This is a genomic window from Pseudomonas sp. USTB-Z (assembly GCF_019691255.1).
Classification (GTDB): Bacteria; Pseudomonadota; Gammaproteobacteria; order Pseudomonadales; family Pseudomonadaceae; genus Aquipseudomonas; species Aquipseudomonas alloputida.
Genome location: NZ_JAECZP010000008.1, coordinates 114,534 through 139,953 on the forward strand (window position 1 = coordinate 114,534; position 25,420 = coordinate 139,953).

Below are 25,420 nucleotides of genomic sequence, written 5' to 3' on the forward strand. Positions count from 1 at the left end.
GTGAAGCTATGTTAAACCGCGAGCTCGAAGTCACCCTCAATCTTGCCTTCAAGGAGGCCCGTTCGAAGCGTCATGAGTTCATGACCGTCGAGCATCTGCTGCTGGCACTCCTTGACAATGAGGCTGCCGCGACCGTTCTGCGCGCCTGTGGCGCCAATCTCGACAAGCTCAAGCATGACCTGCAAGAGTTCATCGACTCCACCACGCCGTTGATCCCTGTCAACGACGAAGACCGTGAAACCCAGCCAACCCTGGGCTTCCAGCGCGTGCTGCAGCGTGCCGTGTTCCACGTGCAAAGCTCTGGCAAGCGCGAAGTGACCGGCGCCAACGTGCTGGTGGCGATCTTCAGCGAACAGGAAAGCCAGGCCGTGTTCCTGCTCAAGCAGCAGAGCGTGGCCCGTATCGACGTGGTCAACTACATCGCCCATGGCATCTCCAAGGTGCCAGGGCATGGTGCGCAATCTGAAAGCGACCAGGACATGCAGGACGAAGAGGGCGGCGAAACCTCCTCTTCGAGTAACCCGCTGGACGCCTACGCCAGCAATTTGAACGAGCTGGCCCGTGCCGGCCGTATCGACCCGCTGGTCGGTCGCGAGCAGGAAGTGGAACGCGTGGCGCAAATCCTGGCCCGTCGGCGCAAGAACAACCCGCTGCTGGTGGGTGAGGCTGGCGTGGGCAAGACGGCCATCGCCGAAGGTCTGGCCAAGCGCATCGTCGATGGTCAGGTGCCTGACCTGCTGGCGCAGAGCGTGGTGTACTCCCTCGATCTGGGCGCTTTGCTGGCCGGTACCAAATACCGTGGTGACTTCGAGAAGCGCTTCAAGGCGCTGCTCGGTGAGCTGCGCAAGCGTCCGCAGGCCATCCTGTTCATCGACGAAATTCACACCATCATCGGTGCCGGTGCGGCGTCGGGCGGGGTGATGGATGCCTCCAACCTGCTCAAGCCGCTGCTGTCATCGGGTGAAATCCGCTGCATCGGTTCGACCACGTTCCAGGAGTTTCGCGGCATCTTCGAGAAGGATCGTGCCCTGGCGCGTCGCTTCCAGAAGGTGGACGTCAGCGAGCCATCGGTCGAAGACACCGTGGGCATTCTGCGCGGCCTGAAAGGGCGTTTCGAAAGCCACCACAACATCGAGTACAGCGACGAAGCCTTGCGCGCCGCCGCCGAACTGGCTTCGCGCTACATCAACGACCGGCACATGCCTGACAAGGCCATTGATGTGATCGACGAGGCTGGGGCCTACCAGCGCCTGCAGCCAGAGGCCAATCGCGTCAAGCGCATCGATGTGCCGCAAGTGGAGGACATCGTCGCAAAGATTGCGCGAATTCCGCCGAAGCACGTCACCAGTTCCGACAAGGAGCTGCTGCGTAACCTTGAGCGCGACCTGAAACTGACCGTGTTTGGCCAAGACCAGGCAATCGACTCGCTGGCCACCGCGATCAAGCTGTCCCGTGCAGGCCTCAAGTCGCCAGACAAGCCGGTGGGTTCGTTCCTGTTCGCCGGCCCTACCGGCGTCGGCAAGACCGAAGCGGCGCGGCAACTGGCCAAGGCGCTGGGTGTGGAGTTGGTGCGTTTCGACATGTCTGAGTACATGGAGCGTCACACCGTGTCGCGTTTGATTGGTGCGCCGCCGGGTTATGTTGGTTTTGACCAGGGTGGCTTGTTGACCGAGGCGATCACCAAGCAGCCGCACTGCGTATTGTTGCTCGATGAAATCGAGAAGGCCCACCCGGAAGTCTTCAATCTGCTGCTGCAGGTGATGGACCACGGTACCTTGACCGACAACAACGGGCGCAAGGCCGACTTCCGTAACGTGATCCTGATCATGACCACCAACGCCGGTGCAGAAACCGCGGCGCGGGCGTCGATCGGCTTCACTCATCAGGACCACGCGTCCGATGCCATGGAAGTGATCCGCAAGAGCTTCACGCCAGAGTTCCGCAACCGTCTGGATACCATCATCCAGTTTGGCCGCCTGAGCACGGAGACGATCAAAAGCATCGTCGACAAGTTCCTTATCGAATTGCAGGCGCAACTGGAAGACAAGCGTGTGCTGCTGGAAGTCAGCGATGAAGCGCGCGGTTGGCTGGCGGTTTCGGGCTATGACGTGCAGATGGGTGCGCGGCCAATGGCGCGGCTGATCCAGGACAAGATCAAGCGGCCGCTGGCCGAGGAGATTCTGTTTGGCGAGCTGGCCGAGCATGGTGGCGTGGTGCATGTCGACCTGCGCGATGGCGAACTGGTGTTCGACTTCGAAACCACCGCTGAGGTCGCGTGATGTGCAGGGGCTGCAAGGCAGCCCCTGCAGTTTCAAAAGGCACAAAAAAGCCCGGCACCTGGCCGGGCTTTTTCATGGCTTGAGTTTAGCGCGCACGGTAGGTGATGCGGCCCTTGCTCAGGTCGTACGGCGTCAGCTCGACGCGGACCTTGTCGCCAGTGAGAATACGGATGTAGTTCTTGCGCATCTTTCCGGAGATGTGCGCGGTTACGACGTGCCCGTTTTCCAACTCCACGCGGAACATGGTGTTGGGCAGGGTGTCGACGACAGTACCTTCCATTTCGAAGCTGTCTTCTTTCGACATGCAGTTGAGCCCTCGGATCCAGTGTTAGCCCGACGCATATCCGCACCGGGCAAAAAAGTGGCGTGGATTATGCCGGAAAACTGCGTGTCAAGCCAATGCTTTCAGTTGAGGGTGACCCAGCGCTGGTTTATCAGCAGCTCGATAGGTCGGTACTGCGTCTTGTAGTTCATCTTCTTGCAGTTCTTGATCCAGTAGCCCAGGTAAACCGCCTCCAGGTTCTGGCGCAGCGCTTCGGTGATCTGCCAGAGAATGGCGAAACGGCCAAGGCTGCGGCGCTCCTCGTCCGGCTCGTAGAAGGTGTACACCGCCGACAGGCCATTGGGCAGCAGGTCGCACACTGCCACCGCCATCAACCGGCCTTCCAGGCGAAACTCGTAGAACCAGCAGAACGGCAGGTCGCGTACCAGGAAGGTGGAAAACTGATCGCGGCTGGGCGGGTACATGTCGCCATCGGCGTGGCGGGTTTCGATATAGCGCCGGTACAGCTCGAAGTACTCTTCCTTGAACGCCGGGCGCGCTGCGGTTACGGTCAGGTCGGCGTTACGTTTGAGTATGCGACGCTGCTGGCGGTTGGGAATGAAGCGCGCCGCCGGGATGCGCGCCGGCACGCAGGCGTTGCAGTTCTGGCAGTGTGGGCGGTACAGGTGGTCGCCACTGCGGCGAAAGCCCATTTCCGACAAATCGGCGTACACGTGCACGTCCATCGGCTGGCTGGGATCGAGGAACAGCGTGGTCGCCTGCTCCTCCGGCAGGTAGCTGCAGGAGTGGGGCTGAGTGGCATAGAACTTCAACCGCGCCAACTCTGTCATGATCAACCCCTTCGGTGAGACTTTGTTTTAAGTGTAAGCCAGCTACGGGAACTCGCCTAGGCAACCCATGAAGCGCTGTTGGGCTGGTCAAGGTGGCGTGCCAGGTAGCTGGCGAACTCGGCACGGCTGATGGCGTGGGCGCCCAGGCTGTGCAGGTGGTTGGTCGGCATCTGGCAGTCGATAAGCACGAAGCCGGCGTCTCGCAGGTGGTTGACCAAGGTCACGAAACCGACCTTGGAGGCGTTGTCGGCGCGGCTGAACATCGATTCGCCAAAGAACAGCTGGCCCATGGCCAGGCCGTACAGGCCCCCGACCAGTTCGCCGTCCTGGCGAACTTCGACCGAATGAGCGATGCCACGGCGGTGCAGCTCGCAGTAGGCGTTGCGCATGGTGTCGGTGATCCAGGTGCCGTCAGCGTAGTCGCGAGGCGCGGCGCAGGCGGCGATCACGGCCGGGAAGTCGGTGTCGAAGCTGACCTGGTAGCGGCCTTGGCGCATCAGCTTGGCCAGCGAGCGTGACACATGCAACTGGTCAGGCAACAACACCGTGCGCGGGTCGGGTGACCACCACAGGATCGGTTGGCCGTCCTGGTACCACGGGAAGCAGCCATGGCGATACGCCTGCACCAGGCGCTCGGGGCTCAGGTCGCCGCCGGCGGCCAGTAGGCCGTTGGGGTCGTGCAGCGCCTTTTCCAGGGGCGGGAAGGTAAGCGAGTCGCGGGTCAGCCAGGTGAGCATGGTCTATCGTGCGGTGGGGGAGGGGAGAGGGCAGCATGGCTTGGGTGAAAAGCGGGGTCAATCTCTTTGGGGGTCTCAAAGCCAGCGCGGTAACCTGCACAAGGCTACCCCTACAGGGAAGTGAGGCAGTTTTGCGGCAATTCAGGGCAATTTCCTACACATTCATCAAACCGCAGGCACCATCCGCTACATTTGCTGTCACACCTGTGCAAAAACACAGCATAAGCCTTTGTCACGAAAGAAAATGCATGCTCAAATTGCAGCTATATGAATTCGCCCCCGGCCAAACCCCCATACGGCGTGCCGCCATGGCGGCTGGCGGGCAGTAATGTTAAAAGTAGTGGTTCGTTGGTCGCGCAGCGGCCGATCACTATTGGACGCGCACCACGCGCAGGAATAGACGCGTTTTGAAGAAATCCACCGCAACTCCAGCTCCATTGCCTGTGCCACTGTGGCGGCAGCAGCTGCATTATCGCCTCAAGGAAGGTGCGTTGATCGCTGTCGGCGCGCTGTGCCTGTACCTGTGGATGGCGCTGCTGACCTACGATACGTCGGACCCGGGCTTCAGCCACACCAGCAACGTCGACCAGGTGCAGAATGCGGCCGGGCGTGCCGGTGCCTATTTCGCCGACATCCTGTTCATGGTGCTGGGTTACTTCGCCTATATTTTTCCGCTGCTGCTGGCGGTCAAGACCTGGCAGATTTTCCGCGAACGCCACCAGCCATGGGACTGGAGCGGCTGGCTGTTCTCCTGGCGGCTGATTGGCCTGGTGTTCCTGGTGCTGTCGGGGGCGGCGCTTGCGCATATCCACTTCCACCCGCCCGCCAGCCTGCCGTTCTCTGCCGGTGGTGCACTGGGCGAAAGCCTGGGCGACCTGGCGCGCAACCTGCTGAACGTGCAGGGTAGCACGCTGATGTTCATTGCCCTGTTCCTGTTCGGCCTGACCGTCTTCACCGACCTGTCGTGGTTCAAGGTGATGGACCTGACCGGCAAGATCACCCTCGACCTGTTCGAACTGGTGCAAGGGGCTGCCACCCGCTGGTGGGAAGCGCGCAACGAGCGCAAGCGCCTCGAGGCACAGTTGCGCGAGGACGAACCGGTGTTCAAGGCCGCGCCGATGGCTGCCGAGAAGCGCGAGCCGGCCAAGCCGTCACTGCGCGAGCGCATCCTCAAGCGTGAAGAGCCACCCGCTCAGCCGGTCGAGCCGCGTGAGCCAACCCTTGCACGCGAACCGATTGTGCCGCCACGTGAAACGGCGCCTGAGGCATTGGCGCCGCGCGAAACCGTGGTGCCCCGCCAGCAGCACGCAGCGCCCACCATTGTGCCGCCGTCAGCCGCCAGCAGAGCGCCGGAGCCGAGCAAGCGGGCGATGAAGGAAAAGCAGGCGCCGCTGTTCGTCGACAGCGCCGTGGAAGGCACCTTGCCCTCGATTTCCATCCTCGACCCGGCCGAACAGAAAAAGATCGAGTATTCGCCAGAATCCCTGGCCGGCGTCGGTCAGCTGCTGGAAATCAAGCTCAAGGAATTCGGTGTGGAAGTGGCGGTGGATTCGATCCACCCCGGCCCGGTGATTACCCGTTATGAAATCCAGCCGGCCGCCGGTGTGAAGGTCAGCCGCATCGCCAACCTGGCCAAGGACCTGGCGCGTTCGCTGGCCGTGACCAGTGTGCGAGTGGTCGAGGTCATCCCTGGCAAGACCACGGTAGGTATCGAGATACCCAACGAAAACCGCCAGATGGTGCGCTTCTCCGAAGTGCTGGCCACGCCGCAGTACGACGAGCAGAAATCGCCCGTCACGCTGGCGCTGGGCCACGACATTGGCGGCAAGCCGGTGATCACCGACCTGGCCAAGATGCCGCACCTGTTGGTGGCCGGTACAACCGGCTCCGGTAAGTCGGTGGGTGTGAACGCGATGATTTTGTCGATCCTGTTCAAGTCCAGCCCGGAAGACGCGCGGCTGATCATGATCGACCCGAAAATGCTTGAACTGTCGATCTACGAAGGCATCCCGCACCTGCTGTGCCCGGTGGTCACCGACATGAAGGACGCCGCCAACGCCCTGCGCTGGAGCGTGGCCGAAATGGAGCGGCGCTACAAACTGATGGCGGCCATGGGCGTGCGTAACCTGGCCGGTTTCAACCGCAAGATCAAGGACGCCCAGGAAGCGGGCGAAATCATCCATGACCCGCTGTATCGCCGTGAGAGCATGGACGATGAGCCGCCTGCGCTGAAAACCCTGCCGACCATCGTGGTGGTGGTGGACGAATTCGCCGACATGATGATGATCGTCGGCAAGAAGGTCGAAGAGCTGATCGCCCGTATCGCGCAGAAGGCACGGGCGGCCGGTATTCACCTGATCCTCGCCACCCAGCGCCCGTCGGTGGACGTGATCACCGGCCTGATCAAGGCCAACATCCCGACCCGTATGGCGTTCCAGGTGTCGAGCAAGATCGACTCGCGTACCATCATCGACCAAGGTGGTGCCGAGCAGTTGCTGGGCCATGGCGACATGCTGTACATGCCGCCGGGCACCAGCCTGCCGATCCGGGTGCACGGCGCATTCGTGTCTGACGACGAAGTGCACCGCACGGTCGAAGCGTGGAAGCTGCGTGGCGCCCCGGACTACAACGACGACATCCTCAACGGCGTCGAAGAGGCCGGTAGCGGCTTTGACGGCGGCGGCGGCGGTGGCGAGGGTGACGATGCCGAAACCGACGCCCTGTATGATGAGGCGGTGCAATTCGTGCTCGAGAGCCGTCGTGCCTCCATTTCTGCCGTGCAACGCAAGCTGAAGATCGGCTACAACCGTGCCGCGCGCATGATCGAGTCGATGGAGATGGCCGGCGTTGTCACCCCGATGAACAGCAACGGCTCGCGGGAAGTGATAGCCCCGGGCGGCCCGCGCGACTGATGAACACCCTGCCGGGTGCCAACGGTGGCGCCCGGCCTTTTCAACGCTCAATGAGGATTCCCATGCGCGCGATTCGCATGCTGTTGGTTTCTGCCCTGACCCTGGGCTCGGTTACTGCTTATGCCGGTGAGCAAGACGTACAACGCCTGACCCAGTTGCTGGAAAAGTCGCAGACCATCGAGGCCAACTTCTCCCAGCTGACCCTGGGCGCCGATGGCACCAGCCTGCAGGAAACCTCGGGCAAGATGACGGTCAAGCGCCCCGGCCTGTTCTACTGGCACACCGATGCACCGCAGGAGCAGGTGGTGGTGTCGGACGGCAAGAACGTCACCCTGTGGGACCCGGACCTGGAGCAGGCCACCATCAAGAAGCTCGACGTGCGCCTGAACCAGACCCCGGCGCTGCTGCTGTCAGGGGATGTGTCGAAGATCAGCCAGAGCTTCGACATCGCCTCGAAGGAGCAGGGTGAGGTGATGGACTTCACCCTCAAGCCAAAGACCAAGGACACGTTGTTCGACTCGCTGCGCGTGTCGTTCCGCAAAGGCCTGATCAATGACATGCAGCTGATCGACAGCGTCGGCCAGCGCACCAACATCCTGTTCAATGGCGTCAAGGCCAACCAGGCGGTGCCGGACAGCAAGTTCAAGTTCGACATCCCCAAAGGCGCGGACGTGATCAAGGAGTAACCAGAGCTCGCCATGGACCTGTTTCGAAGCGAACCTGTCGCCCAGCCCCTGGCCGCCCGTCTGCGCCCGTCCAGCCTGGATGAGTACGTCGGCCAGGAGCACCTGCTGGCGCGCGGTAAACCGCTGCGCGAAGCGCTGGAACAAGGTGCGCTGCACTCGATGATCTTCTGGGGGCCGCCCGGGGTCGGCAAGACCACGCTGGCGCGGTTGCTGGCGCAGTTCTGCGATGCGCACTTCGAAACGGTGTCGGCGGTGCTGGCCGGGGTGAAAGAGATTCGCCAGGCGGTGGAGGTGGCCAAACAGCAGGCTGGCCAATATGGCCGTCGCACCATCCTGTTCGTTGACGAGGTGCACCGCTTCAACAAGTCGCAGCAGGACGCGTTTTTGCCCTATGTCGAGGACGGCACCCTGCTGTTCATCGGTGCCACCACCGAAAACCCGTCGTTCGAGCTGAACAACGCGCTGCTGTCGCGGGCGCGGGTGTATGTGCTCAAGAGCCTGGACGAAGCGGCCCTGCGCAAGCTGGTCAACCGTGCGCTGACGGAAGCGCGTGGCCTGGGCAAGCGCAACCTGCGGGTGGGCGACGACGCCTTCAAGATGCTGATGGCCGCCGCCGACGGCGATGGCCGGCGCATGCTCAACTTCCTTGAGAACGCCTCGGACCTGGCTGAAGACGGCAGCGAGATCGACGTCGAGATGCTACAGAGCCTGCTGGGTGACAGTCGCCGCCGCTTCGACAAGGGCGGCGAGGCGTTTTACGACCAGATATCCGCGCTGCACAAGTCGGTGCGCGGCTCCAACCCCGATGGCGCCCTGTACTGGTTTGCACGTATGCTCGACGGCGGCTGCGATCCGTTGTACATCGCCCGCCGCGTGGTGCGCATGGCCAGCGAAGACATCGGCAACGCCGACCCGCGTGCGCTTAGCCTGTGCCTGGCAGCCTGGGATGTGCAGGAGCGCCTTGGCAGCCCCGAGGGCGAGTTGGCGGTGGCACAGGCCATCACCTACCTGGCCTGTGCACCCAAGAGCAACGCGGTGTACGTGGGGTTCAAGACCGCCCTGCGCGAAGCGGCCGAGCATGGTTCGCTGGAGGTGCCGTTGCACCTGCGCAATGCCCCGACCAAGCTGATGAAGCAGTTGGGCTATGGCGACGAGTACCGCTATGCCCACGATGAACCTGACGCCTACGCCGCCGGTGAGGATTACTTCCCCGACGAGCTGGAACCGCGCCAGTACTATCAGCCGGTGCCCCGTGGCCTGGAACTGAAAATTGGCGAGAAGCTGCGCCATCTGGCCGACCTCGACCGCAACAGCCCCCGCCAGCGGAGAAAACCGTGATTGCACTCATCGCCGCGGTCAGCGCGGGTGGTATTGCCGGCACCTTGTTGCGCTTTGCTACCACCAACTGGGTAGCGGCCCACTGGCCACGGCACTTCTATGCCGGTACGCTGGCGGTCAACCTGGTTGGCTGTCTGCTGATCGGCTTGCTCTATGGCTTGTTCTTGCACAAGCCGCTGGCGCCGGTCGAACTGCGCGCCGGCCTGATTGTCGGCTTCCTCGGGGGCCTGACGACCTTTTCCTCCTTCTCGCTCGATACCGTGCGCCTGATGGAAAGCGGGCAAGTGCCCCTTGCCTTGGGCTATACCAGTATCAGCGTAGTGGGCGGGCTGCTCGCAACCTGGGCTGGCCTGTCCCTGACCCGATTCTGAACCAACACCTACACATAACGAGAGAACGATATGCTCGATTCCAAACTGTTACGCGGCCAACTTCAGGAAGTGGCGGATCGCCTGGCCTCCCGTGGCTTCAGCCTGGATGTCGCGCGCATCGAATCACTGGAAGAGCGCCGCAAGGCGGTGCAGACCCGCACCGAACAGCTGCAGGCTGAGCGTAACGCCCGTTCCAAGTCCATCGGCCAGGCCAAGGCCAAGGGTGAAGACATCGCCCCGCTGATGGCGGACGTCGAGCGCATGGCCAACGAACTGGCTGCCGGCAAGGCTGAGCTGGACGCCATTCAGGCCGAACTGGATAGCATCTTGCTGACCATTCCCAACCTGCCGGACGCCAGCGTGCCGGTCGGCGCCAGTGAAGACGACAACGTCGAAGTGCGCCGTTGGGGCACGCCGAAGGCGTTCGACTTCGAAATCAAGGACCATGTGGCCCTCGGTGAAATCAGCGGTGGCCTGGACTTCGAAGCGGCTGCCAAGCTGTCCGGTGCCCGTTTTGCTGTGCTGCGTGGTCCGGTTGCCCGTCTGCACCGCGCCCTGGCGCAGTTCATGATCAACCTGCACACCGGCGAACATGGCTACGAGGAACACTACACCCCGTACATGGTGCAGGCGCCCGCGCTGCAGGGCACTGGCCAGTTGCCGAAGTTTGAGGAAGACCTGTTCAAGATCACCCGCGAAGGCGAGGCTGACTTCTACCTGATCCCGACCGCCGAAGTGTCGCTGACCAACCTGGTGGCGGGTGAAATCCTCGACGCCAAGCAGCTGCCGCTCAAACTGGTTGCCCACACCCCTTGCTTCCGCAGCGAAGCCGGCGCTTCTGGCCGTGACACCCGCGGCATGATCCGCCAGCACCAGTTCGACAAAGTCGAGATGGTGCAGGTGGTAGAGCCGTCCAAGTCGATGGAAGCCCTGGAAGGCCTGACCGCCAACGCCGAGCGCGTGCTGCAGTTGCTTGAGTTGCCATACCGCGTGCTGGCCCTGTGCACTGGCGACATGGGCTTTGGTGCGGTGAAAACCTACGACCTGGAAGTGTGGGTGCCAAGCCAGGACAAGTACCGCGAAATCAGCTCGTGCTCCAACTGTGGTGACTTCCAGGCGCGCCGCATGCAGGCTCGCTGGCGTAACCCGGAAACCGGCAAGCCAGAGCTGGTACACACGCTCAACGGCTCCGGTCTGGCCGTAGGCCGTACCCTGGTGGCTGTGCTGGAGAACTACCAGCAGGCCGACGGTTCGATCCTGGTGCCGGAAGTGCTGAAGCCTTACATGGGCGGCGTCGAGGTCATCCGCTAAATGGATTACCTGCCGCTGTTCCACAAGCTGCAGGGCGGCCGCGTGCTGGTCGTCGGTGGCGGTGAGATCGCCTTGCGCAAGGCGCGCCTGCTGGCCGATGCCGGCGGCGTGCTGCGCGTGGTGGCGCCGGACGTCGACGGCCAGTTGGCCGCGTTGGCCCGGGAAGGTAGCGGTGAGGTGCTGGTGCGTGGCTATCAGGCAGCCGACCTGGTCGGTTGCCGGCTGGTGATCGCGGCCACCGACGACCCTGGGCTGAATGCCCAGGTGTCGGCTGATGCGCAGGCCCTTAGCGTCCCGGTCAATGTGGTGGATGCGCCAGCCCTGTGTACGGTGATCTTCCCGGCGATCGTAGACCGCTCGCCGCTGGTAATTGCGGTTTCCAGCGGCGGTGACGCCCCGGTACTGGCGCGCCTGATTCGCGCCAAGCTCGAGGCTTGGATCCCTTCGGCCTATGGTGAACTGGCCGGGCTGGCGGCACGCTTCCGGCACAAGGTCAAATCCCTGTACCCGGACGTCAACCAGCGTCGTGGCTTCTGGGAAACCGTGTTCCAGGGGCCGATCGCCGAGCGTCAGCTGGCCGGGCAGGGTGCTGAAGCCGAACGTCTGTTGCAGGCGATGGTGGACGGCGCACCGGTGCAGCAGGGCGGTGAGGTGTACTTGGTTGGTGCCGGCCCGGGTGATCCGGACTTGCTGACCTTCCGTGCCTTGCGCCTGATGCAGCAGGCCGACGTGGTGCTGTACGACCGCCTGGTCGCACCCGCCATCATCGATATGTGTCGTCGTGATGCCGAGCGCATCTATGTAGGCAAGCGCCGCGCTGATCATTCAGTGCCGCAGGACCAGATCAACCGCCTGTTGGTCGATCTGGCTCGGCAGGGCAAGCGGGTGCTGCGCCTGAAGGGTGGCGACCCGTTCATCTTCGGCCGGGGCGGCGAAGAGATCGAAGAGCTGGCCGAGCATGGCATTCCGTTCCAGGTGGTGCCGGGCATTACCGCGGCCAGCGGCTGCTCGGCGTATGGCGGCATTCCGCTGACTCACCGCGACTATGCCCAGTCGGTGCGCTTCGTTACCGGGCACCTCAAGGACGGCACAAGCAACCTGCCGTGGACTGACCTGGTGGCGCCGGCGCAGACCTTGGTGTTCTACATGGGGTTGGTGGGCTTGCCGACCATCTGTGCCGAGCTGATTCGCCACGGGCGTGCCGCGAGTACCCCGGCGGCGTTGGTGCAGCAGGGGACCACGCGTAATCAGCGCGTGTTCACCGGCACCTTGGCGGACTTGCCAGACCTGGTGGCCCAGCACGAGGTGCATGCGCCGACCCTGGTGATTGTGGGGGAGGTGGTGCAGTTGCGTGACAAGCTGGCCTGGTTCGAAGGTTCGCAGAACAGCTGAAATCGTGGGGGCCGCTTTGTGGCCCATCGCACATGCCCCAGGCATTGCAAGGTCCTTGTGTGTGGGCCTTGTGTCGCGATGGGCTGCAAAGCAGCCCCGGCTTTCTCAAGCCTGCCAAATCCCTTTGCCCACCAACCGCTCTCGATCATGCGGCAAGCCAAAGTCCTGCAAAGGCCCTTTAGGCACAATCCCGTTCGGGTTGATGGTCTTGTGGCTCATGTAATAGTGCTTCTGGATATGCTCCATGTTCACCGTGCCCGCCACCCCAGGCCACTGGTACAGCTCACGCAGCCAGTTCGACAGGTTGTGGTAGTCGCTCAGGCGGCGCAGGTTGCACTTGAAGTGCCCGTGGTACACCGCATCGAAGCGCACCAGTGTAGTGAACAGGCGTACATCAGCCTCGGTCAGGTACTCACCCGCCAGGTAGCGATTGCGGCCTAGCAAGGCTTCCAGGTAATCCAGCTCGTTGAACACGTCGTCGAAGGCAGCCTCATAAGCGTCTTGCGTGGTAGCAAAGCCTGCGCGGTACACGCCGTTGTTCACCGCGGGGTAGATACGTGCGTTCAGTGCTTCGATGGTCGGGCGCAGCGATGCGGGGTAAAGGTCCAGGGTATTGCCGGTCAGCTCGTTGAATGCGCTGTTGAAAATGCGGATGATTTCTGCCGACTCATTGTTGACGATGCGCTTCTCTTTCTTGTCCCACAGTACAGGCACCGTCACGCGTCCTGTGTAGTGCGGGTCATCCTGGGTGTAGCGCTGGTGCAGGTACTGCAGGGCGTCTAGGTGGTCCCCGCTGGAGCCTTGCTGCTGATCGAAGGTCCAGCCATGGTCCTGCATCATCCAGCTGACCACCGACACGTCGATCAACGGCTCCAGGCCTTTCAGCGCGCGAAAGATCAGGGTGCGGTGGGCCCACGGGCAGGCCAGCGACACATACAGGTGGTAGCGGCCGGCCTCGGGGGCGGGCAGCTGATTGCGGCGCTGGGCATTCTCACGCTTGAACGTGCCATCCTTGCCGTTTTCATACCACTGGTCGTGCCAGCGGCCGTCGATCAATAGGCCCATTGTGAGCTCCTGAAACAAAGTTGTTTGTCGTTGGAGCCCAGTCTAGGCCAAATCGTTCGAAGAAATAACGCAAAGATCGGGGTTCTATTATCGGCTAAATCGATCTATTTCGAGTGTCCCAGTAGCCTTGCGCTGTGACGAACGCCTGCTCGCGGTGCTGTCCCAAGCCACGCAGGGCCAGCGCCATGGTCGCAATCAGGGCCTTCTCGCCATAACTGTCTTCCACTTCGCCACGCCAGAACGCCAGCAAGTGTTCTGCCTGCAGGCTGGGCGGCTTGACATGGCGACGTTCGCTCAGCGCTGGCCACTCTTCATCCCACGCCTCACCCGCCGTGGTGCCGTAGAGATGGCTGATGACATCGGGATTGACCTCGATTTCGCCGCCATCACCCTTGATCACCACGGCATGGTCGCCCAGCAAACGGCTGGCCTCGCGGTGCACGGCCTGGTAACCGGGGTGAAAGATGCTCTGCAATCCACAGCGAGCGCCCAGCGGGTTGAGCACTCGCGCCAGCGAGTGGATGGGCGAGCGCAGGCCCAGGGTGTTGCGCAGGTCGATCATGCGTTGCAGCTGCGGCGCCCAGTCGTGCAGCGGGAAGAATGCCAGCTGGTGCTGGTCCAGCGCGTTGCCGACGGCGGCCCAGTCGCGGCACAGCGGAATCTGCAGCAGGTCGAGCAGTTGCTCTGTATACATACGCCCGGCAGTGTGTGCGCCACCGCCGTGCATCAGGATGCGCACGCCATTGTTGGCCAGGCACTTGGCGGCCAGCAGGTACCAGGGCAGGTGACGCTTCTTGCCGGCGTACGTGGGCCAGTCCAGGTCAACGGCGATGCGCGGCGCCTGCAGGTGGGCGCGCAAGGCCTCGGTGAAGCCGGCCAGCTCTTCGGCGCTTTCTTCCTTGTGCCGCAGCAGCATGAGAAAGGCACCGAGCTGGGTGTCTTCGACCTTGCCTTCCAGCAGCAGGGTCATGGCTGCACGGGCCTCCTCGCGGGTCAGGCCACGCGCGCCGCGCTTGCCTTTGCCGAGAATGCGCACGAATTCGGCGAACGGGTGTTCGGCGGGGGTTTCCAGAGTGAGCGGACGAGGTTCAGTCATATGCAGTTGGTCGGCTTGGGCAGGCCCGCCAGCTTGGCGGCAAGTTTGGCGGGGGTGCCGTTGAACAGGCGGTTAAGGTGCGGGCTGTTGCCCTTTTCAGGGCCCAGCTTGAGGGCTGTGTACTTGATCAGCGGGCGGGTGGCCGGAGACAGCTGGTATTCCTGGTAGAACTGACGGAGCAGTTCGAGGATTTCCCAGTGGTCCGCCGTCAACGGGATACCCTCGCGCTTGGCCAACGCCTCGGCGGCGTCGTGGGACCAATCTTGCAGGTCGACCAGGAAGCCATCCTTGTCCAGGGCGATCACCTGATCGCCAACGGTGAGCGTATTCATAGCCAGCTGTTGACCTTGTCGTATTGCAGCGACAGTTCGACGAACCCGGCGTAGTCCACGGCCTTTGCCAGGTCGTTGCCGACCGCGCGGGCCTGTACATCCTCGTCCAGGGCGAACAGGCGCTGGGCCAGGCCGGCGGCTTGCAGATGGCCATGCGGCTCGCTGCCGCTGCGCAGGGCATACACGGCATCGCCGCACAGCAGCAGGGCATCTTCGGCACCGAGCAGGCGCAGGCAACTGGCCAGGCGCTCGTCGCCAAACGGGGAATGGGCAATTACATGCAGGGTCTTCATCAGAGCGTTATCACCTGGTCGAAACGGGCTATCAGCGCGGTCAGCGCTGCGTCATCGAGCACTTGCACCGGCAGCGCCAGGGTCTCGGCTGCCAGGCCACGGCGGGCCAGGCTGTGGTTGCAGGCGAACAGTTCTTCGACACCGAACATCGGCAGCGCCTGCAGGTTGGCGGCCAGGTTCTTCTGTTGCACGGCGGCGGGTTGCTGGTCCGGCGCGAGCTGGAACACACCATCGTCGAGGAACAGCATGCCCAACGGCAGGTCGAACGCGCCGCCGGCCAGGGCGATGTCCAGCGCCTCGCGGGCAGAGGGGCCATTCCACGGTGCCTGACGGCTGATGATCAACAAAGACTTGGCCATATCAGTCGCCTCCGAAGCAGACAAGACGATCGGCCACTTGCGCGGCCTCGTGCAGCTGGCCCAGCCCCGACAGTTCCCAGGGCTTGGGCAGGTTCACGGCCGGGCGCTGGTAGCGGTTGGCCTCGGCTTCGTCGAGCACGCCACGGCGCAGGGCGGCGGCGATACACACCACGGCGTCCAGCTGATGGGTCTGTATGAACGTGCGCCACTGGCCAGCCACGTCCAGTTCGTCCTGGGGGGCGACGACGTTGGCCGAGGCACTGTGCACCCCGTCCTGATAGAAGAACAGTCGGGCAATCTCATGCCCGCCGGCCAGCACCGCCTCGGCGAAGCGCAGGGCGCGTCGCGAAGAGGGCGCATGGGCCGGGGAGAACACCGCGATAGCGAATTTCATGGCTAACTCATGCAAAGGAATGGTGCCATGATAAAGCAAAAAAGCCCGCACCCGCTTGTGCAAGCGGGTGCGGGCTTATCATTCAATCTCCAGGTTCAAGCCTGCTCCTTGCCCTCCGGCAAGAACCAGTTCAGCACCAGCGCACAAATCCCCCCGGTAGCCACACCCGACTCCAGCACGTTGCGAATCGCCGCCGGCATGTGCGCCAGGAATTCCGGCACCTGCGCCACGCCCAGCCCCAGCGCCAACGACACCGCAATAATCAGCAGCGCCCGACGGTCCAGCCGGGTGCTGGCCAGAATATTGATCCCCGACGCCGCAACCGCGCCAAACATGACCATCGCCGCGCCGCCCAGCACCGGCTCCGGCACGGCCTGAATCACCCCGGCAACACTCGGGAACAGACCCAGCAACACCAGCATCACGGCAATCCACATACCGATATGACGGCTGGCAATACCGGTCAGCTGAATCACCCCGTTGTTCTGGGCAAAGATCGAGCTAGGGAAGGTGTTGAACAGGCCGGCCAGCAGCGAGTTGGCGCCGTTGACCAGCACGCCCCCCTTGATCCGCTGCATCCACACTGGCCCTTCGACCGGCTGGCGCGACACCTTGCTGGTGGCGGTAACGTCACCGATGGCTTCCAGCGAGGTGACCAGGTAAATCACCAGCATCGGAATGAACAGCGCCCACGAGAAGCCCAGGCCAAAGTGCAGTGGTGTCGGCACCTGGAACAGCGCGGCCTCGTGCATGCCGGTAAAGTCCAGGCGGCCCAGGAAACCGGCCAGCGCATAGCCGACCGCGAGGGCGATGACGATGGCGCAGCTGCGCATCCACACCACCGGGATACGGTTGAGAACGACGATGATCGCCAATACCACGCCCGACATCAGCAGGTTTTCGCCATTGGCAAAGGTGCCATTGGCCATGGCACCAAAGCCGCCTCCCATGCTGATCAGGCCGACCTTGATCAGTGTCAGGCCGATCATCAACACCACGATGCCAGTCACCAGCGGGGTGATCAGGCGTTTGACGAAGGGCAGGATGCGCGACACGCCCATCTCGACGAACGAGCCTGCGATTACCACACCAAAAATGGCCGCCATTACGCCCTCAACCGGCGTACCTTGCTTGACCATCAGCGCACCGCCGGCAATCAGCGGGCCGACGAAGTTGAAGCTGGTGCCCTGAACGATCAGCAGCCCCGCGCCAAATGGGCCGAAGCGTTTGCACTGGACGAAGGTGGCGATACCCGAGATCACCAGCGACATCGAAACGATCAAATTGGTATCACGTGCAGATACGCCCAGCGCCTGGCAGATCAGCAGGCCAGGGGTGACGATAGGTACGATGATCGCCAGCAGGTGCTGCAGGGCTGCCAACAGGCCGATCAACAGCCGTGGCTTGTCCTCCAGACCAAGCACCAGTTCATTGGCAGGCGCCGCTGCGCCTGGGCTGTGTTCGTGTGAGCTCATTGCTGAAAGCCGCCCCGGAAGAAAAAAGGAGCGCATTCTACGGGGTGATGAAAGATAGCGGTAGAGAAAAGCAGGATGGCGACATGATCGGCGACCATTTGCCTGGTTATCTGACTTTTTGGTCAGTTATTGCGGTTGCCGGCATAATTGGCTCGAAACTGATGTAGGAGCGAGCTTGCTCGCGATGCGCTGCGCGGGCGCCGCTCGATCTATCAGGCGCTGAACCTCTTCCGACGAACATCCCGCAGCCCGCCCCATTTCCAGCGCCTACAAAAAAGCCCGCCTAAGCGGGCTTGTTGCGGCACAGCAATCAATCAGTCATCACGACCCATGATGCCAAACAACTGCAGCAGGCTGACAAACAGGTTGTAGATCGACACATACAGGCTGATGGTCGCCATGATGTAGTTACGCTCACCACCGTGAATGATCGCGCTGGTCTGGAACAGGATGCAGACCGACGAGAACAGCACGAAGCCAGCGCTGATTGCCAGTTGCAGGCCGCTGATCTGGAAGAAGAAGCTGGCAACGACAGCACCCAGCAGAACGAAGAAACCTGCAGTGATGAAGCCGCTGAGGAAGCTCATGTCCTTGCGGGTGATCAGCACGTAGGCCGACAGACCACCAAATACCAGCGCAGTCATGGCGAACGCGGAGCTCACTACCTCGGCGCCACCGGCCATGCCCAGGTAACGGTTGAGGATCGGGCCGAGGATGAAGCCCATGAAACCGGTGAGCGCGAAGGTGGACACCAGGCCCCAGGCCGAATCACGCAGTTTGTTGGTAAGGAAGAACAGCCCGTAGAAGCCGATCAGCACCACGAACACGTTCGGGTAGCCGACGCGCATCTGCTGGGCAACGAAAGCCATGACACCGCTGAAGGCGAGAGTAAGCGCCAGCAGGCTGTACGTGTTGCGCAGGACCTTGCTGATCTCCTGCTGCTCGACCTGCTGGCCGTGGTGGACGGCATAATCCTGTTCGCGCATGGCGACACTCCTTGGTAAACCTGTGGTTTCGGACGTTCAGATGCTAGGAGTCTACCATTGCTCCTGCAACCCGCGACACAGAGAGTTTGACAGCGTGTTTCATTAAGGTATTATGGCGGCCGCAAAACGAGCTGGAAGCGTGGCCGAGTGGTTTAAGGCAACGGTCTTGAAAACCGTCGATGGGCAACTATCCTAGAGTTCGAATCTCTACGCTTCCGCCATATTCAAAGCCCTGATTAGTCAGGGCTTTTTGCGTTTTTGGGGCTCCGATTTTCTATGTCATACGGATCGCGCCCGCATTTCTTTGATCATTTCCGCATGCTGTGTGCGAGCTGCTGGTAGTGGCCAAGTGATCCTGAGCCCTGCGCAAGGTTTGTCCTCGGCGATCGCAGGCGGTAACCCGTCGTTGAGCTGATGCGGCCGTTTCAAGATGTGCCGTTGATTCAGGAATCAGCCGATATCCTGCTGGGCAGGCGATGCGCTCATGTCAAAAAGCGAGCACAACAGGTCAACCGGCGCTTCGCAGCAGAGTTGATCGATTAACGCGCGCGCTCCTGCTCCTCGGCCATCAAGCGCTCGGTAGCTCTTTAGGATCGATTTCTCCTGCGCCTGCCAAATGATCCGCGCTACCAGTTCCTGGGTTTTTGCTGCTCAGGCGTCAGCGCTTCACTGGTCGGTGTAACACCGCCACGTTTCCGCAGAGGCTGGGCGATCCACCTGGGCAAGGCTGACTCAGCCAGTCCAAGCCACCGCGCCGCCTCGATGTTGTAGCCTGGTCGAGCACCAAGCGGGCGGCTTCGCGCTGAAATGCGGATGTGAAGGTGCGGCGTTGCTTGGTCATCAGGCACCTCTCTGTGGCGGGCAGGTGTCGCTACTCGTAAATATTTATGTGATGGAAGGATGGCGGAAATTTTGACATCACCCATACATTTCACCTCTGTTGTGAATTCAGTGGTTGTCGAGCACCCGGCTATTTCCTCTGGTGGACATATAGAAGTTAAAAGTTTTATGTGTTTAACGTAGTCACTATTTATTTGCTGTGAAGACCCCTCGGTATGCCACCCTAGTATGGGGCTTCAGTTGGTGCAGTTAATCGCGCTGGCTTGTGTGAGGTTTCCTCTCCTAAGCACGAGTTTTTATCCATTGCGCAAAGCCCCCTGGCAGCTCTAGCCTTCAGCCATCCAATAAGCCTTTGGCGATCATAACAAGAGAGGGTTTCGATGAAGTACGCAGACAAGAAAATCGCCGTGGTTACAGGCGGTGCGATGGGTATCGGTGCTGAAGCTGCCGTTTCACTGGCAAAGGACGGGCATCATGTCGTCATTTGTGACATCAACGTCGACGCGGCTGAGCAATTTTCGCGACAGCTCCGTGCGGAGGGCTTCACAGCTGACGCGTGCCAGGTAGATGTAGCCTCGGTGGAGTCTGTAAGAGATGCATTTTCTTGGATCGATAGCGAGTTCGGCAGATGCGATGTGCTGGTGAATTCCGCAGGCATCGCCAAGACCATGCCGTTCCTGGAGTTTGATCTAGACGTTTTCAACAAGACCATGCACATCAACGTCACTGGCACGTTCATGTGCTGCCAACTCGCCGCTCAAATCATGCGGAAAAATGGGTTCGGCAGAATCATCAACATCGCGTCGGTCGCTGGTATGCGTGCCGTGGGTAAGGGGCGAACCGCTTACGGTACCTCTAAAGGTGCAGTCATTGCGTTGACCCGGCAGATGGCTGTGGAACTCAGCGAATACGGGATCACTGCTAACGCTATTGCGCCGGGCCCGGTCGATACCCCGATGACCAAGGAGTTGCACAGCGACACCTTCCGCCAGGCTTATAGCAATGCTATTCCGGCTAAGCGCTACGGAACGACTCAAGAAATTGCCGGCGCAGTTAGCTATCTGGCATCTGACGTAGCCGCTTACGTGAATGGTGTTGTGCTGCCTGTGGATGGCGGGTTCCTGGCCTGGGGCGCAGGCGACCTGTAATCGGCACTATTGCAAGCGCCCAAGCGGGCGCTTGTCTAGCTTTGCGCCATCTCTTTTTTTATCCACTTTTCCAAATCTGCTGTATCGGGGCGTAGCCTTGCATTGGGTGAAACCCACAGAACCAACTTTGCCGCCCCTTGTGCAAAGCCAAACGGGGCCAACAAGGCGCCACTCTCAAGCTCTGCCTCCACCAGCATGCGTGGGACACAGGCGAACCCCAAGCCGAGCTTGGCTGCCTGAATGAGTAAATAGAAGTGCTCGAAAAACTCCATCTCAAGCAGCTCACCAGGTTCTTGCTCAATAGACGCATACCAGTCCTTCCACGCGTGGGGACGGGTTTTTGTGGTTAGCAAGCGTTCCTTGGTTAAGTCGCTCACCTCTGTGACGCCGGACGCAGCCAGATAAGCAGGCGAACAGATCGCACCTACCCATTCGTTGGTTAAGGGTATCGGCTCGATCCCTGGAGGTGGTTCGATGCTGTCGAGGCGTATCGCTACGCTGACGCCTTCGTGGGCGAAATCAATGGGGCCGTGACCCGTTTTCAAGCCTAATTCCATGGTGGGAAAGCTGCTGTGGAGCTTGGCGAGTCGAGGTAGCAGCCAATGCATCATGATCGACGCCGAGCAGGAGAGCTCAAGCGGGCGAGGGCGAACTTCATCAATGCTTTCTTGTATCAAGGCAAAAGCCCTGGCCAAGCCTGAGGCGAGGCGTGCTCCCTCTGGAGTGAGTTTGGTGCCATGTGCATTTCGGGTCAGCAAAATTACACCTAGGGCGTCTTCCAGGCTTCGAACATGACGGCTGATAGCCCCGTGAGTCACGCACAGAGCATCCGCTGCATCGCTGAACGATCCTTTGCGCGCGATCATTTCAAACGCTCGTAGGGCATTGAGCGAAGGCCTGACTGGCGACGTCATATACGCACCTCCGTAAGACCGAAGCCTCGGCCATAGCTAGAATTCTAGTGTGAGTTTTTCTCACGATCGAAGGAAATCATATCGGTTGGATTGATACAGGGTCAATGTATATTGATTTGAAACTGCCTTGGGCATTTCGGGCAGATTCACAATAACAAATAGATTTGAGGCACCCATCATGGTCGATCACAAGGCCGGGCGAGAGGAGTTTACTGCCCGATTTTTTGTAGAGAGCAGCTACCCGATTGAACGGGTTAGCGAGGTAATCGCAGGGGAGCAATCCAGCGGTACCTTCCTCTCACTTCCTGGCGAATCGGCGGAGCTTAAAGAACGCTCTCGTGCTCGTGTCGTAGCTATCGAGCCGCTGCCATCCGTTTCCAGCCCTTCTCTGCACAGCGACTACCTGGCTCGCCACAATCCCTCTGAGACCTACCATCGAGGTGAGGTCACAATCGCGTTCCCTACAGCCAATATCGGAACGAATATCCCAGCGTTGCTCACCACCATTGCCGGCAATCTCTTTGAGATTGGCGAGGTGAGCGGGCTGAGGGTGCTGGATCTGGAGCTTCCCGAGCGGTTCGCATCGGGATTCATTGGCCCTCAATTCGGAATTGAAGGCACCAGGGCGCTAGCCGGTGTTCATGACCGACCTATCATTGGAACCATCGTCAAGCCGAGTATCGGCCTTACTCCAGAGCAGACAGCTTCTGTGGTCGATGAGCTCTGCGCCGGAGGTATCGATTTCATCAAGGATGATGAGTTGCTTATCGATCCTACCTACGCTTCGTTCGATGCCCGTCTCGGTGCTGTGATGCCTGTGCTTCACAAGCATGCAGATCGCCTCGGACGCATGCCTATGTACGCTATCAACATCTCGGGCAGCATCGACGAGATGATGCGCCGCCAAGATGCAGTGCTTGAGGCGGGTGGTACCTGCGTGATGCTTTGCCTGAATTGGGTTGGGCATTCGGCGGTTGAGCACATTCGAAAGCATGCCCAGTTGCCTATTCATGGTCATCGTAATGGCTGGGGAGCTCTGACTCGTTATCCCCAGCTAGGTTTCTCATTCGAGGTGTATCAGAAGATCTGGCGGCTGGCCGGGATCGACCATCTGCACGTTAATGGTATTCAAGGCAAGTTCTATGAGGCGGACGACTCCGTAATCTCCTCTGCCAAGAGTTGCCTTGCTCCATTTGCCGGCATGCGCCCCTTGATGCCTGTCTTCTCCTCCGGTCAATGGGCGGGCCAGGCGCCTGAGCTTTTCAACAGGCTTCAATCTGTTGACCTGATGCACCTCGCTGGCGGCGGCATCATCGGTCATCCGATGGGGATCGAAGCAGGCGTTCAAAGCATGCGTGAAGGCTGGGAAGCTGCTGTACAGCATGTGCCTCTTGAGCGTTACGCAGAGGGTAGGCCAGCCCTGTCAGCGGCCCTTCAGAAGTTTGGAGGCAACTAAGTCATGACCTCCCATCACGTTACCAAGCTGCCGTTGGTCTTTTATGGTGATGACTTCACTGGCTCGACCGATGCTCTAGAGGTTCTGACGGCTGCTGGACTTAAATGTGCCCTGTTCCTCGCTCCTCCGACCCCAGAACGCCTGGCGGAACTCGGCGAATTTGACGCCATCGGCATCGCTGGTGATAGCCGTGCTTTGTCCAATGGCGAGATGGATGCGGTGTTGCCCGGGATTTTTGAGGGCATCAAACGTCTATCGCCAGCGTTGATTCACTACAAGGTTTGCTCGACTTTTGACAGTGCCGACTCCGTGGGCAGCATTGGGCACGTCATTGAGCTGGCATCTCGCATCTATGATGTCAAAGGGATCCCGATCATTGCAGGCAATCCCGCATTGGGCCGCTACTGCGTTTTCGGCAACCTCTATGCCTTGTCCAAGACAGATCACAAGGTTCACAGGATTGACCGGCACCCTATCATGAGTGCCCACCCGATTACCCCGATGCATGAAGCGGACTTGAGTATCCATATCGGCAAGCAAAAGAGCTTGTCGATTGGCAAAGTCGATATTCGCCAGCTCGAAAAGACTGCAGAGCTCAGCCGATTAGTCGACGAGATGACACAGCAGCATGATGCAGTGCTGTTTGATGGTACCGACGACTCTCATATGACCACCGCTGGCCAAGTATTGACCGAGCTTTCATCAGGCGCAGCTCCAGTCTTCGTCGTCGGTTCTTCCGGCGTGGAGTACGGCCTCACACAATATTGGCGTACCGCTGGGGTGTTTCCGCCACGAGCGTCGCTGGCCGTACCTCTGAAACCTGCAGACCAGGTACTGGTTATCTCAGGCAGTGCTTCGCCGTTGAGTCAGTCCCAGATTGAAACGGCAATTGATTACGGGTTTGTAGAGCTTGAAGTCGATGCTGCCGCATTGATTACTGAGTCCCGAAAAAGTGCCGCAATACGAGATGTGGTCATGGCCGCTGTATCCCACCTGGAAGAGGGGCGGTCGGTTCTGATTCACACTGCCAAAGGCCCATGCGATTCTCGGATCGAGCAGATGATCGAGGCAATGCTGCAAAAAGGCCTGCCTCGTGATGAGGCGAGGGTTCAGGGTGGGAAGCAGCTAGCAATGGAAGTGGGTCAAGTTGCGCTTGAAATCCTTAAGGCATTCCCGTTGAAAAGATTGGTGGTTTCGGGCGGCGACACATCGAGCCAAGTAACCAAAGTGCTTGCACCCGATGCTCTGGTTATCAAGTCTGATATTTCTCCCGGCGCTCCTTTGTGCCAAATGCACTCTCGCGAGCCGTACCTAAAGGATGTGGAGATTGCTCTCAAAGGTGGGCAGATGGGAGATCGTGATTATTTCGTCAAAGCACTCAGAGGTCTTGAATAATCTCTGAGGGTCTTTCAGCAAGAAAATACTTGCATATCTACAATAACAAAAGGTGAAACCATGCATACCTCTATATCGAGCCCTGTCGAAAGTGACCTCGATCACATGGATCATGACGAGAAGAAATCCATGAAAAATGTTGTGGCCGGAAGCCTGTTCGGAACAGCATTAGAGACCTACGACCTCTACCTTTATGGCACCGCAGCTGCCCTTATTTTTGGGCCTCTGTTTTTTCCAGGGACTGACGAAACAGTTTCCCGACTGGCCTCTCTTGCGTCATTCGCAATTTCTTTCGTGGCGCGTCCACTAGGGTCGCTTGTACTTGGTCATTTCGGGGACAGGATTGGCCGTAAAAAGCTGCTGTACCTCACGCTCATCATTATGGGCTTGAGCACTGTAGGTATTGGTCTTTTGCCTACCTATGCCAGCATTGGCATTTGGGCACCTATCATGCTCTGCGTGCTCCGCTTCATCCAAGGCTTCGCTTTTGCGGGTGAGTACAGTGGCGCTGTGCTGATGCTCTTAGAGCATGCCCCAAGAAGAAGGAGGGGATTCTATGCGGCGATCAATAACATCGGCCCAGTCTTTGGTTTCATCGCATCCGCTGGCATGCTTTTGATCGTGAGTGCCTTGCTTTCTAAAGAGGATTTCACCGCTTGGGGATGGCGTATTCCTTTCATCGCCAGCCTTGCGCTGCTGATAGTAGGGGTGTTTGTCCGCTCCAAAGTCCCTGAGTCTCCAGTGTTTGAAAAAACTGCTGAGAAGAGGGCTGCAACCCCAGGCGATTCGCAATCTCCAGCGCTCCGCTTGTTCACTCGCTATCCTAAGCAACTGATGTTGGTTGCAGGCGCTAACATCTGCCACTTCTCGACCTTCTACCTCTTCACTGTATTTGCCCTGAGCTATGGCCAGCGAGAGCTAGGCCTGTCCAATGCCTTCGTGTTGTCAGTCGCAATGGTTGCAATCTGTACTCACCTGGTAGTCGTACCCTTTGCAGGGGCGCTGGCAGATCGTATTGGCCGCCGTACCATGATGCTGATTGGTTTTGTCGTGACGGCACTTGCCGCCTTTCCTTTCTGGCACCTCTTTTCAACCGGCGAGTTCTGGCCGATGGTCGCTGGATCATGCCTGTTCATGACCGGATATGGCTTGGTATACGGTGCAGTGCCATCGTTCACTGGCGAAGCTTTCGGGCCTAGCGCTCGCTTCACTGGTTTCGCGATGTCTACTAACGTTGGTGGAATTGTAGGCGGTGGTACTGCTCCAATTGTAGGGGCATTCCTCCTCAGCCATTACGGTACGCCTTACGCGATCTCGATGCTCACGATAGCTCTCGCGGCGTTCTCTGGACTCTGTGTCTACCTGTCTGCTGAGACAAAAGACGTGGACATCGTCGACGAGTGACCCTGGCATTTGCGTGCCTCCCCGGGGGCACGCAGTCTCGGCTGTAAATCCCACCTTGTATTGCTGAGTGCTCAGCCAGCATAACTTTTCGAACTTACTCAGTGAGATGAGAGAATCCTCGTCC

At 60.1% G+C, this 25,420-nt stretch carries 23 protein-coding genes, 1 tRNA gene and 1 pseudogene; 12 read left to right on the top strand and 13 right to left on the bottom strand.

All coding sequences use genetic code 11. The annotated features are described in order from the left end of the window. Window positions 1-8 precede the first annotated feature (8 nt). The gene (gene clpA / locus I8746_RS11680) at window positions 9-2,279 is read left to right on the top strand and encodes an ATP-dependent Clp protease ATP-binding subunit ClpA (RefSeq protein ID WP_012051826.1); all 2,271 of its coding nucleotides are present in this window, start codon (window positions 9-11) and stop codon (window positions 2,277-2,279) included. 85 nt (window positions 2,280-2,364) lie between these two features. Here the strand turns inward: clpA and infA are convergent, their stop codons facing one another. The 3 genes from infA to aat all read right to left on the bottom strand — a co-directional run bounded on the left by infA (window position 2,365) and on the right by aat (window position 4,129). Beyond that, entirely contained in the window at window positions 2,365-2,583 is a 219-nt protein-coding gene (infA, locus tag I8746_RS11685; protein ID WP_002553999.1) for a translation initiation factor IF-1, read from the bottom strand. A 101-nt stretch (window positions 2,584-2,684) separates the two neighbouring features. Beyond that, window positions 2,685-3,392 (bottom strand): arginyltransferase, encoded by a 708-nt coding sequence (locus I8746_RS11690; RefSeq protein WP_003251215.1) that lies wholly within the window; start codon window positions 3,390-3,392, stop codon window positions 2,685-2,687. 56 nt (window positions 3,393-3,448) lie between these two features. Continuing rightward, window positions 3,449-4,129 (bottom strand): leucyl/phenylalanyl-tRNA--protein transferase, encoded by a 681-nt coding sequence (aat, locus tag I8746_RS11695; RefSeq protein ID WP_003251213.1) that lies wholly within the window; start codon window positions 4,127-4,129, stop codon window positions 3,449-3,451. A gap of 407 nt (window positions 4,130-4,536) precedes the next feature. Between aat and I8746_RS11700 the strand changes: the two genes are divergently transcribed. From I8746_RS11700 to cysG, 6 genes are all read left to right on the top strand, one after another. Next, complete coding sequence (locus I8746_RS11700) at window positions 4,537-7,041, top strand: DNA translocase FtsK (RefSeq protein WP_014590374.1); 2,505 nt, start codon at window positions 4,537-4,539, stop codon at window positions 7,039-7,041. Window positions 7,042-7,103: 62 nt separating this feature from the next. Continuing rightward, complete coding sequence (lolA, locus tag I8746_RS11705) at window positions 7,104-7,727, top strand: outer membrane lipoprotein chaperone LolA (RefSeq protein ID WP_003251209.1); 624 nt, start codon at window positions 7,104-7,106, stop codon at window positions 7,725-7,727. Between the two features lie 12 nt (window positions 7,728-7,739). Beyond that, the gene (locus I8746_RS11710; protein ID WP_003251207.1) at window positions 7,740-9,065 is read left to right on the top strand and encodes a replication-associated recombination protein A; all 1,326 of its coding nucleotides are present in this window, start codon (window positions 7,740-7,742) and stop codon (window positions 9,063-9,065) included. Then, a complete protein-coding gene (crcB, locus tag I8746_RS11715; RefSeq protein ID WP_003251205.1) occupies window positions 9,062-9,436 on the top strand; it encodes a fluoride efflux transporter CrcB in 375 nt (124 codons plus the stop codon). The genes I8746_RS11710 and crcB overlap by 4 nt, the downstream gene beginning before the upstream one ends. A gap of 30 nt (window positions 9,437-9,466) precedes the next feature. Further along, window positions 9,467-10,747, top strand: coding sequence for a serine--tRNA ligase (serS, locus tag I8746_RS11720; RefSeq protein WP_003251204.1), 1,281 nt, complete (start codon window positions 9,467-9,469; stop codon window positions 10,745-10,747). Next, window positions 10,748-12,139 carry a siroheme synthase CysG gene (gene cysG, locus I8746_RS11725; RefSeq protein ID WP_088512486.1) on the top strand — a complete coding sequence of 464 codons (1,392 nt, stop codon included), beginning with the start codon at window positions 10,748-10,750 and terminating at the stop codon, window positions 12,137-12,139. Window positions 12,140-12,244: 105 nt separating this feature from the next. Here the strand turns inward: cysG and I8746_RS11730 are convergent, their stop codons facing one another. From I8746_RS11730 to I8746_RS11765, 8 genes are all read right to left on the bottom strand, one after another. Beyond that, entirely contained in the window at window positions 12,245-13,204 is a 960-nt protein-coding gene (locus I8746_RS11730) for a glutathione S-transferase family protein (RefSeq protein ID WP_221100706.1), read from the bottom strand. 94 nt (window positions 13,205-13,298) lie between these two features. Continuing rightward, window positions 13,299-14,300, bottom strand: a complete 1,002-nt coding sequence (locus I8746_RS11735) for a glycosyl transferase family protein (protein ID WP_010954805.1) — start codon at window positions 14,298-14,300, stop codon at window positions 13,299-13,301. Beyond that, complete coding sequence (locus I8746_RS11740; protein ID WP_010954804.1) at window positions 14,297-14,632, bottom strand: TusE/DsrC/DsvC family sulfur relay protein; 336 nt, start codon at window positions 14,630-14,632, stop codon at window positions 14,297-14,299. The genes I8746_RS11735 and I8746_RS11740 overlap by 4 nt, the downstream gene beginning before the upstream one ends. Further along, the gene (gene tusB, locus I8746_RS11745; protein ID WP_003251193.1) at window positions 14,629-14,925 is read right to left on the bottom strand and encodes a sulfurtransferase complex subunit TusB; all 297 of its coding nucleotides are present in this window, start codon (window positions 14,923-14,925) and stop codon (window positions 14,629-14,631) included. Before tusB ends, I8746_RS11740 begins: the two co-directional genes overlap by 4 nt. After that, window positions 14,925-15,284 (bottom strand): sulfurtransferase complex subunit TusC, encoded by a 360-nt coding sequence (gene tusC / locus I8746_RS11750; RefSeq protein WP_010954803.1) that lies wholly within the window; start codon window positions 15,282-15,284, stop codon window positions 14,925-14,927. The genes tusB and tusC overlap by 1 nt, the downstream gene beginning before the upstream one ends. A 1-nt stretch (window position 15,285) precedes the next feature. Beyond that, a complete protein-coding gene (gene tusD, locus I8746_RS11755; protein ID WP_003251188.1) occupies window positions 15,286-15,678 on the bottom strand; it encodes a sulfurtransferase complex subunit TusD in 393 nt (130 codons plus the stop codon). 95 nt (window positions 15,679-15,773) lie between these two features. After that, complete coding sequence (locus I8746_RS11760) at window positions 15,774-17,153, bottom strand: nucleobase:cation symporter-2 family protein (RefSeq protein ID WP_003251186.1); 1,380 nt, start codon at window positions 17,151-17,153, stop codon at window positions 15,774-15,776. Window positions 17,154-17,467: 314 nt separating this feature from the next. Further along, window positions 17,468-18,139: a Bax inhibitor-1/YccA family protein gene (locus I8746_RS11765; protein WP_003251184.1), complete on the bottom strand. Its 672-nt coding sequence runs from the start codon at window positions 18,137-18,139 to the stop codon at window positions 17,468-17,470. Between the two features lie 133 nt (window positions 18,140-18,272). On the opposite strand from I8746_RS11765, the gene I8746_RS11770 reads away from it, so the two are divergent. After that, window positions 18,273-18,360 (top strand) — tRNA-Ser (locus I8746_RS11770). A gap of 253 nt (window positions 18,361-18,613) precedes the next feature. On the opposite strand, the pseudogene I8746_RS27175 reads toward I8746_RS11770, so the two are convergent. Further along, window positions 18,614-18,980: pseudogene (locus I8746_RS27175) on the bottom strand (transposase); the annotation flags it as partial. 379 nt (window positions 18,981-19,359) lie between these two features. Here I8746_RS27175 and I8746_RS11775 point away from each other — a divergent pair. Beyond that, on the top strand, window positions 19,360-20,127 hold the full coding sequence (locus I8746_RS11775; protein ID WP_012051834.1) for an SDR family NAD(P)-dependent oxidoreductase: 768 nt from the start codon (window positions 19,360-19,362) through the stop codon (window positions 20,125-20,127). A gap of 35 nt (window positions 20,128-20,162) precedes the next feature. Here the strand turns inward: I8746_RS11775 and I8746_RS11780 are convergent, their stop codons facing one another. Then, complete coding sequence (locus I8746_RS11780) at window positions 20,163-21,041, bottom strand: LysR substrate-binding domain-containing protein (protein WP_012051835.1); 879 nt, start codon at window positions 21,039-21,041, stop codon at window positions 20,163-20,165. A gap of 178 nt (window positions 21,042-21,219) precedes the next feature. Between I8746_RS11780 and I8746_RS11785 the strand changes: the two genes are divergently transcribed. Genes I8746_RS11785 through I8746_RS11795 form a run of 3 tightly spaced genes read left to right on the top strand, consistent with a single transcriptional unit; the run spans window position 21,220 to window position 25,296 of the window. Further along, complete coding sequence (locus tag I8746_RS11785) at window positions 21,220-22,497, top strand: ribulose-bisphosphate carboxylase large subunit family protein (RefSeq protein ID WP_012051836.1); 1,278 nt, start codon at window positions 21,220-21,222, stop codon at window positions 22,495-22,497. A gap of 3 nt (window positions 22,498-22,500) precedes the next feature. Continuing rightward, on the top strand, window positions 22,501-23,892 hold the full coding sequence (locus I8746_RS11790; RefSeq protein ID WP_012051837.1) for a four-carbon acid sugar kinase family protein: 1,392 nt from the start codon (window positions 22,501-22,503) through the stop codon (window positions 23,890-23,892). 60 nt (window positions 23,893-23,952) lie between these two features. Continuing rightward, entirely contained in the window at window positions 23,953-25,296 is a 1,344-nt protein-coding gene (locus I8746_RS11795) for an MFS transporter (RefSeq protein WP_014755976.1), read from the top strand. Window positions 25,297-25,420: the final 124 nt, after the last annotated feature.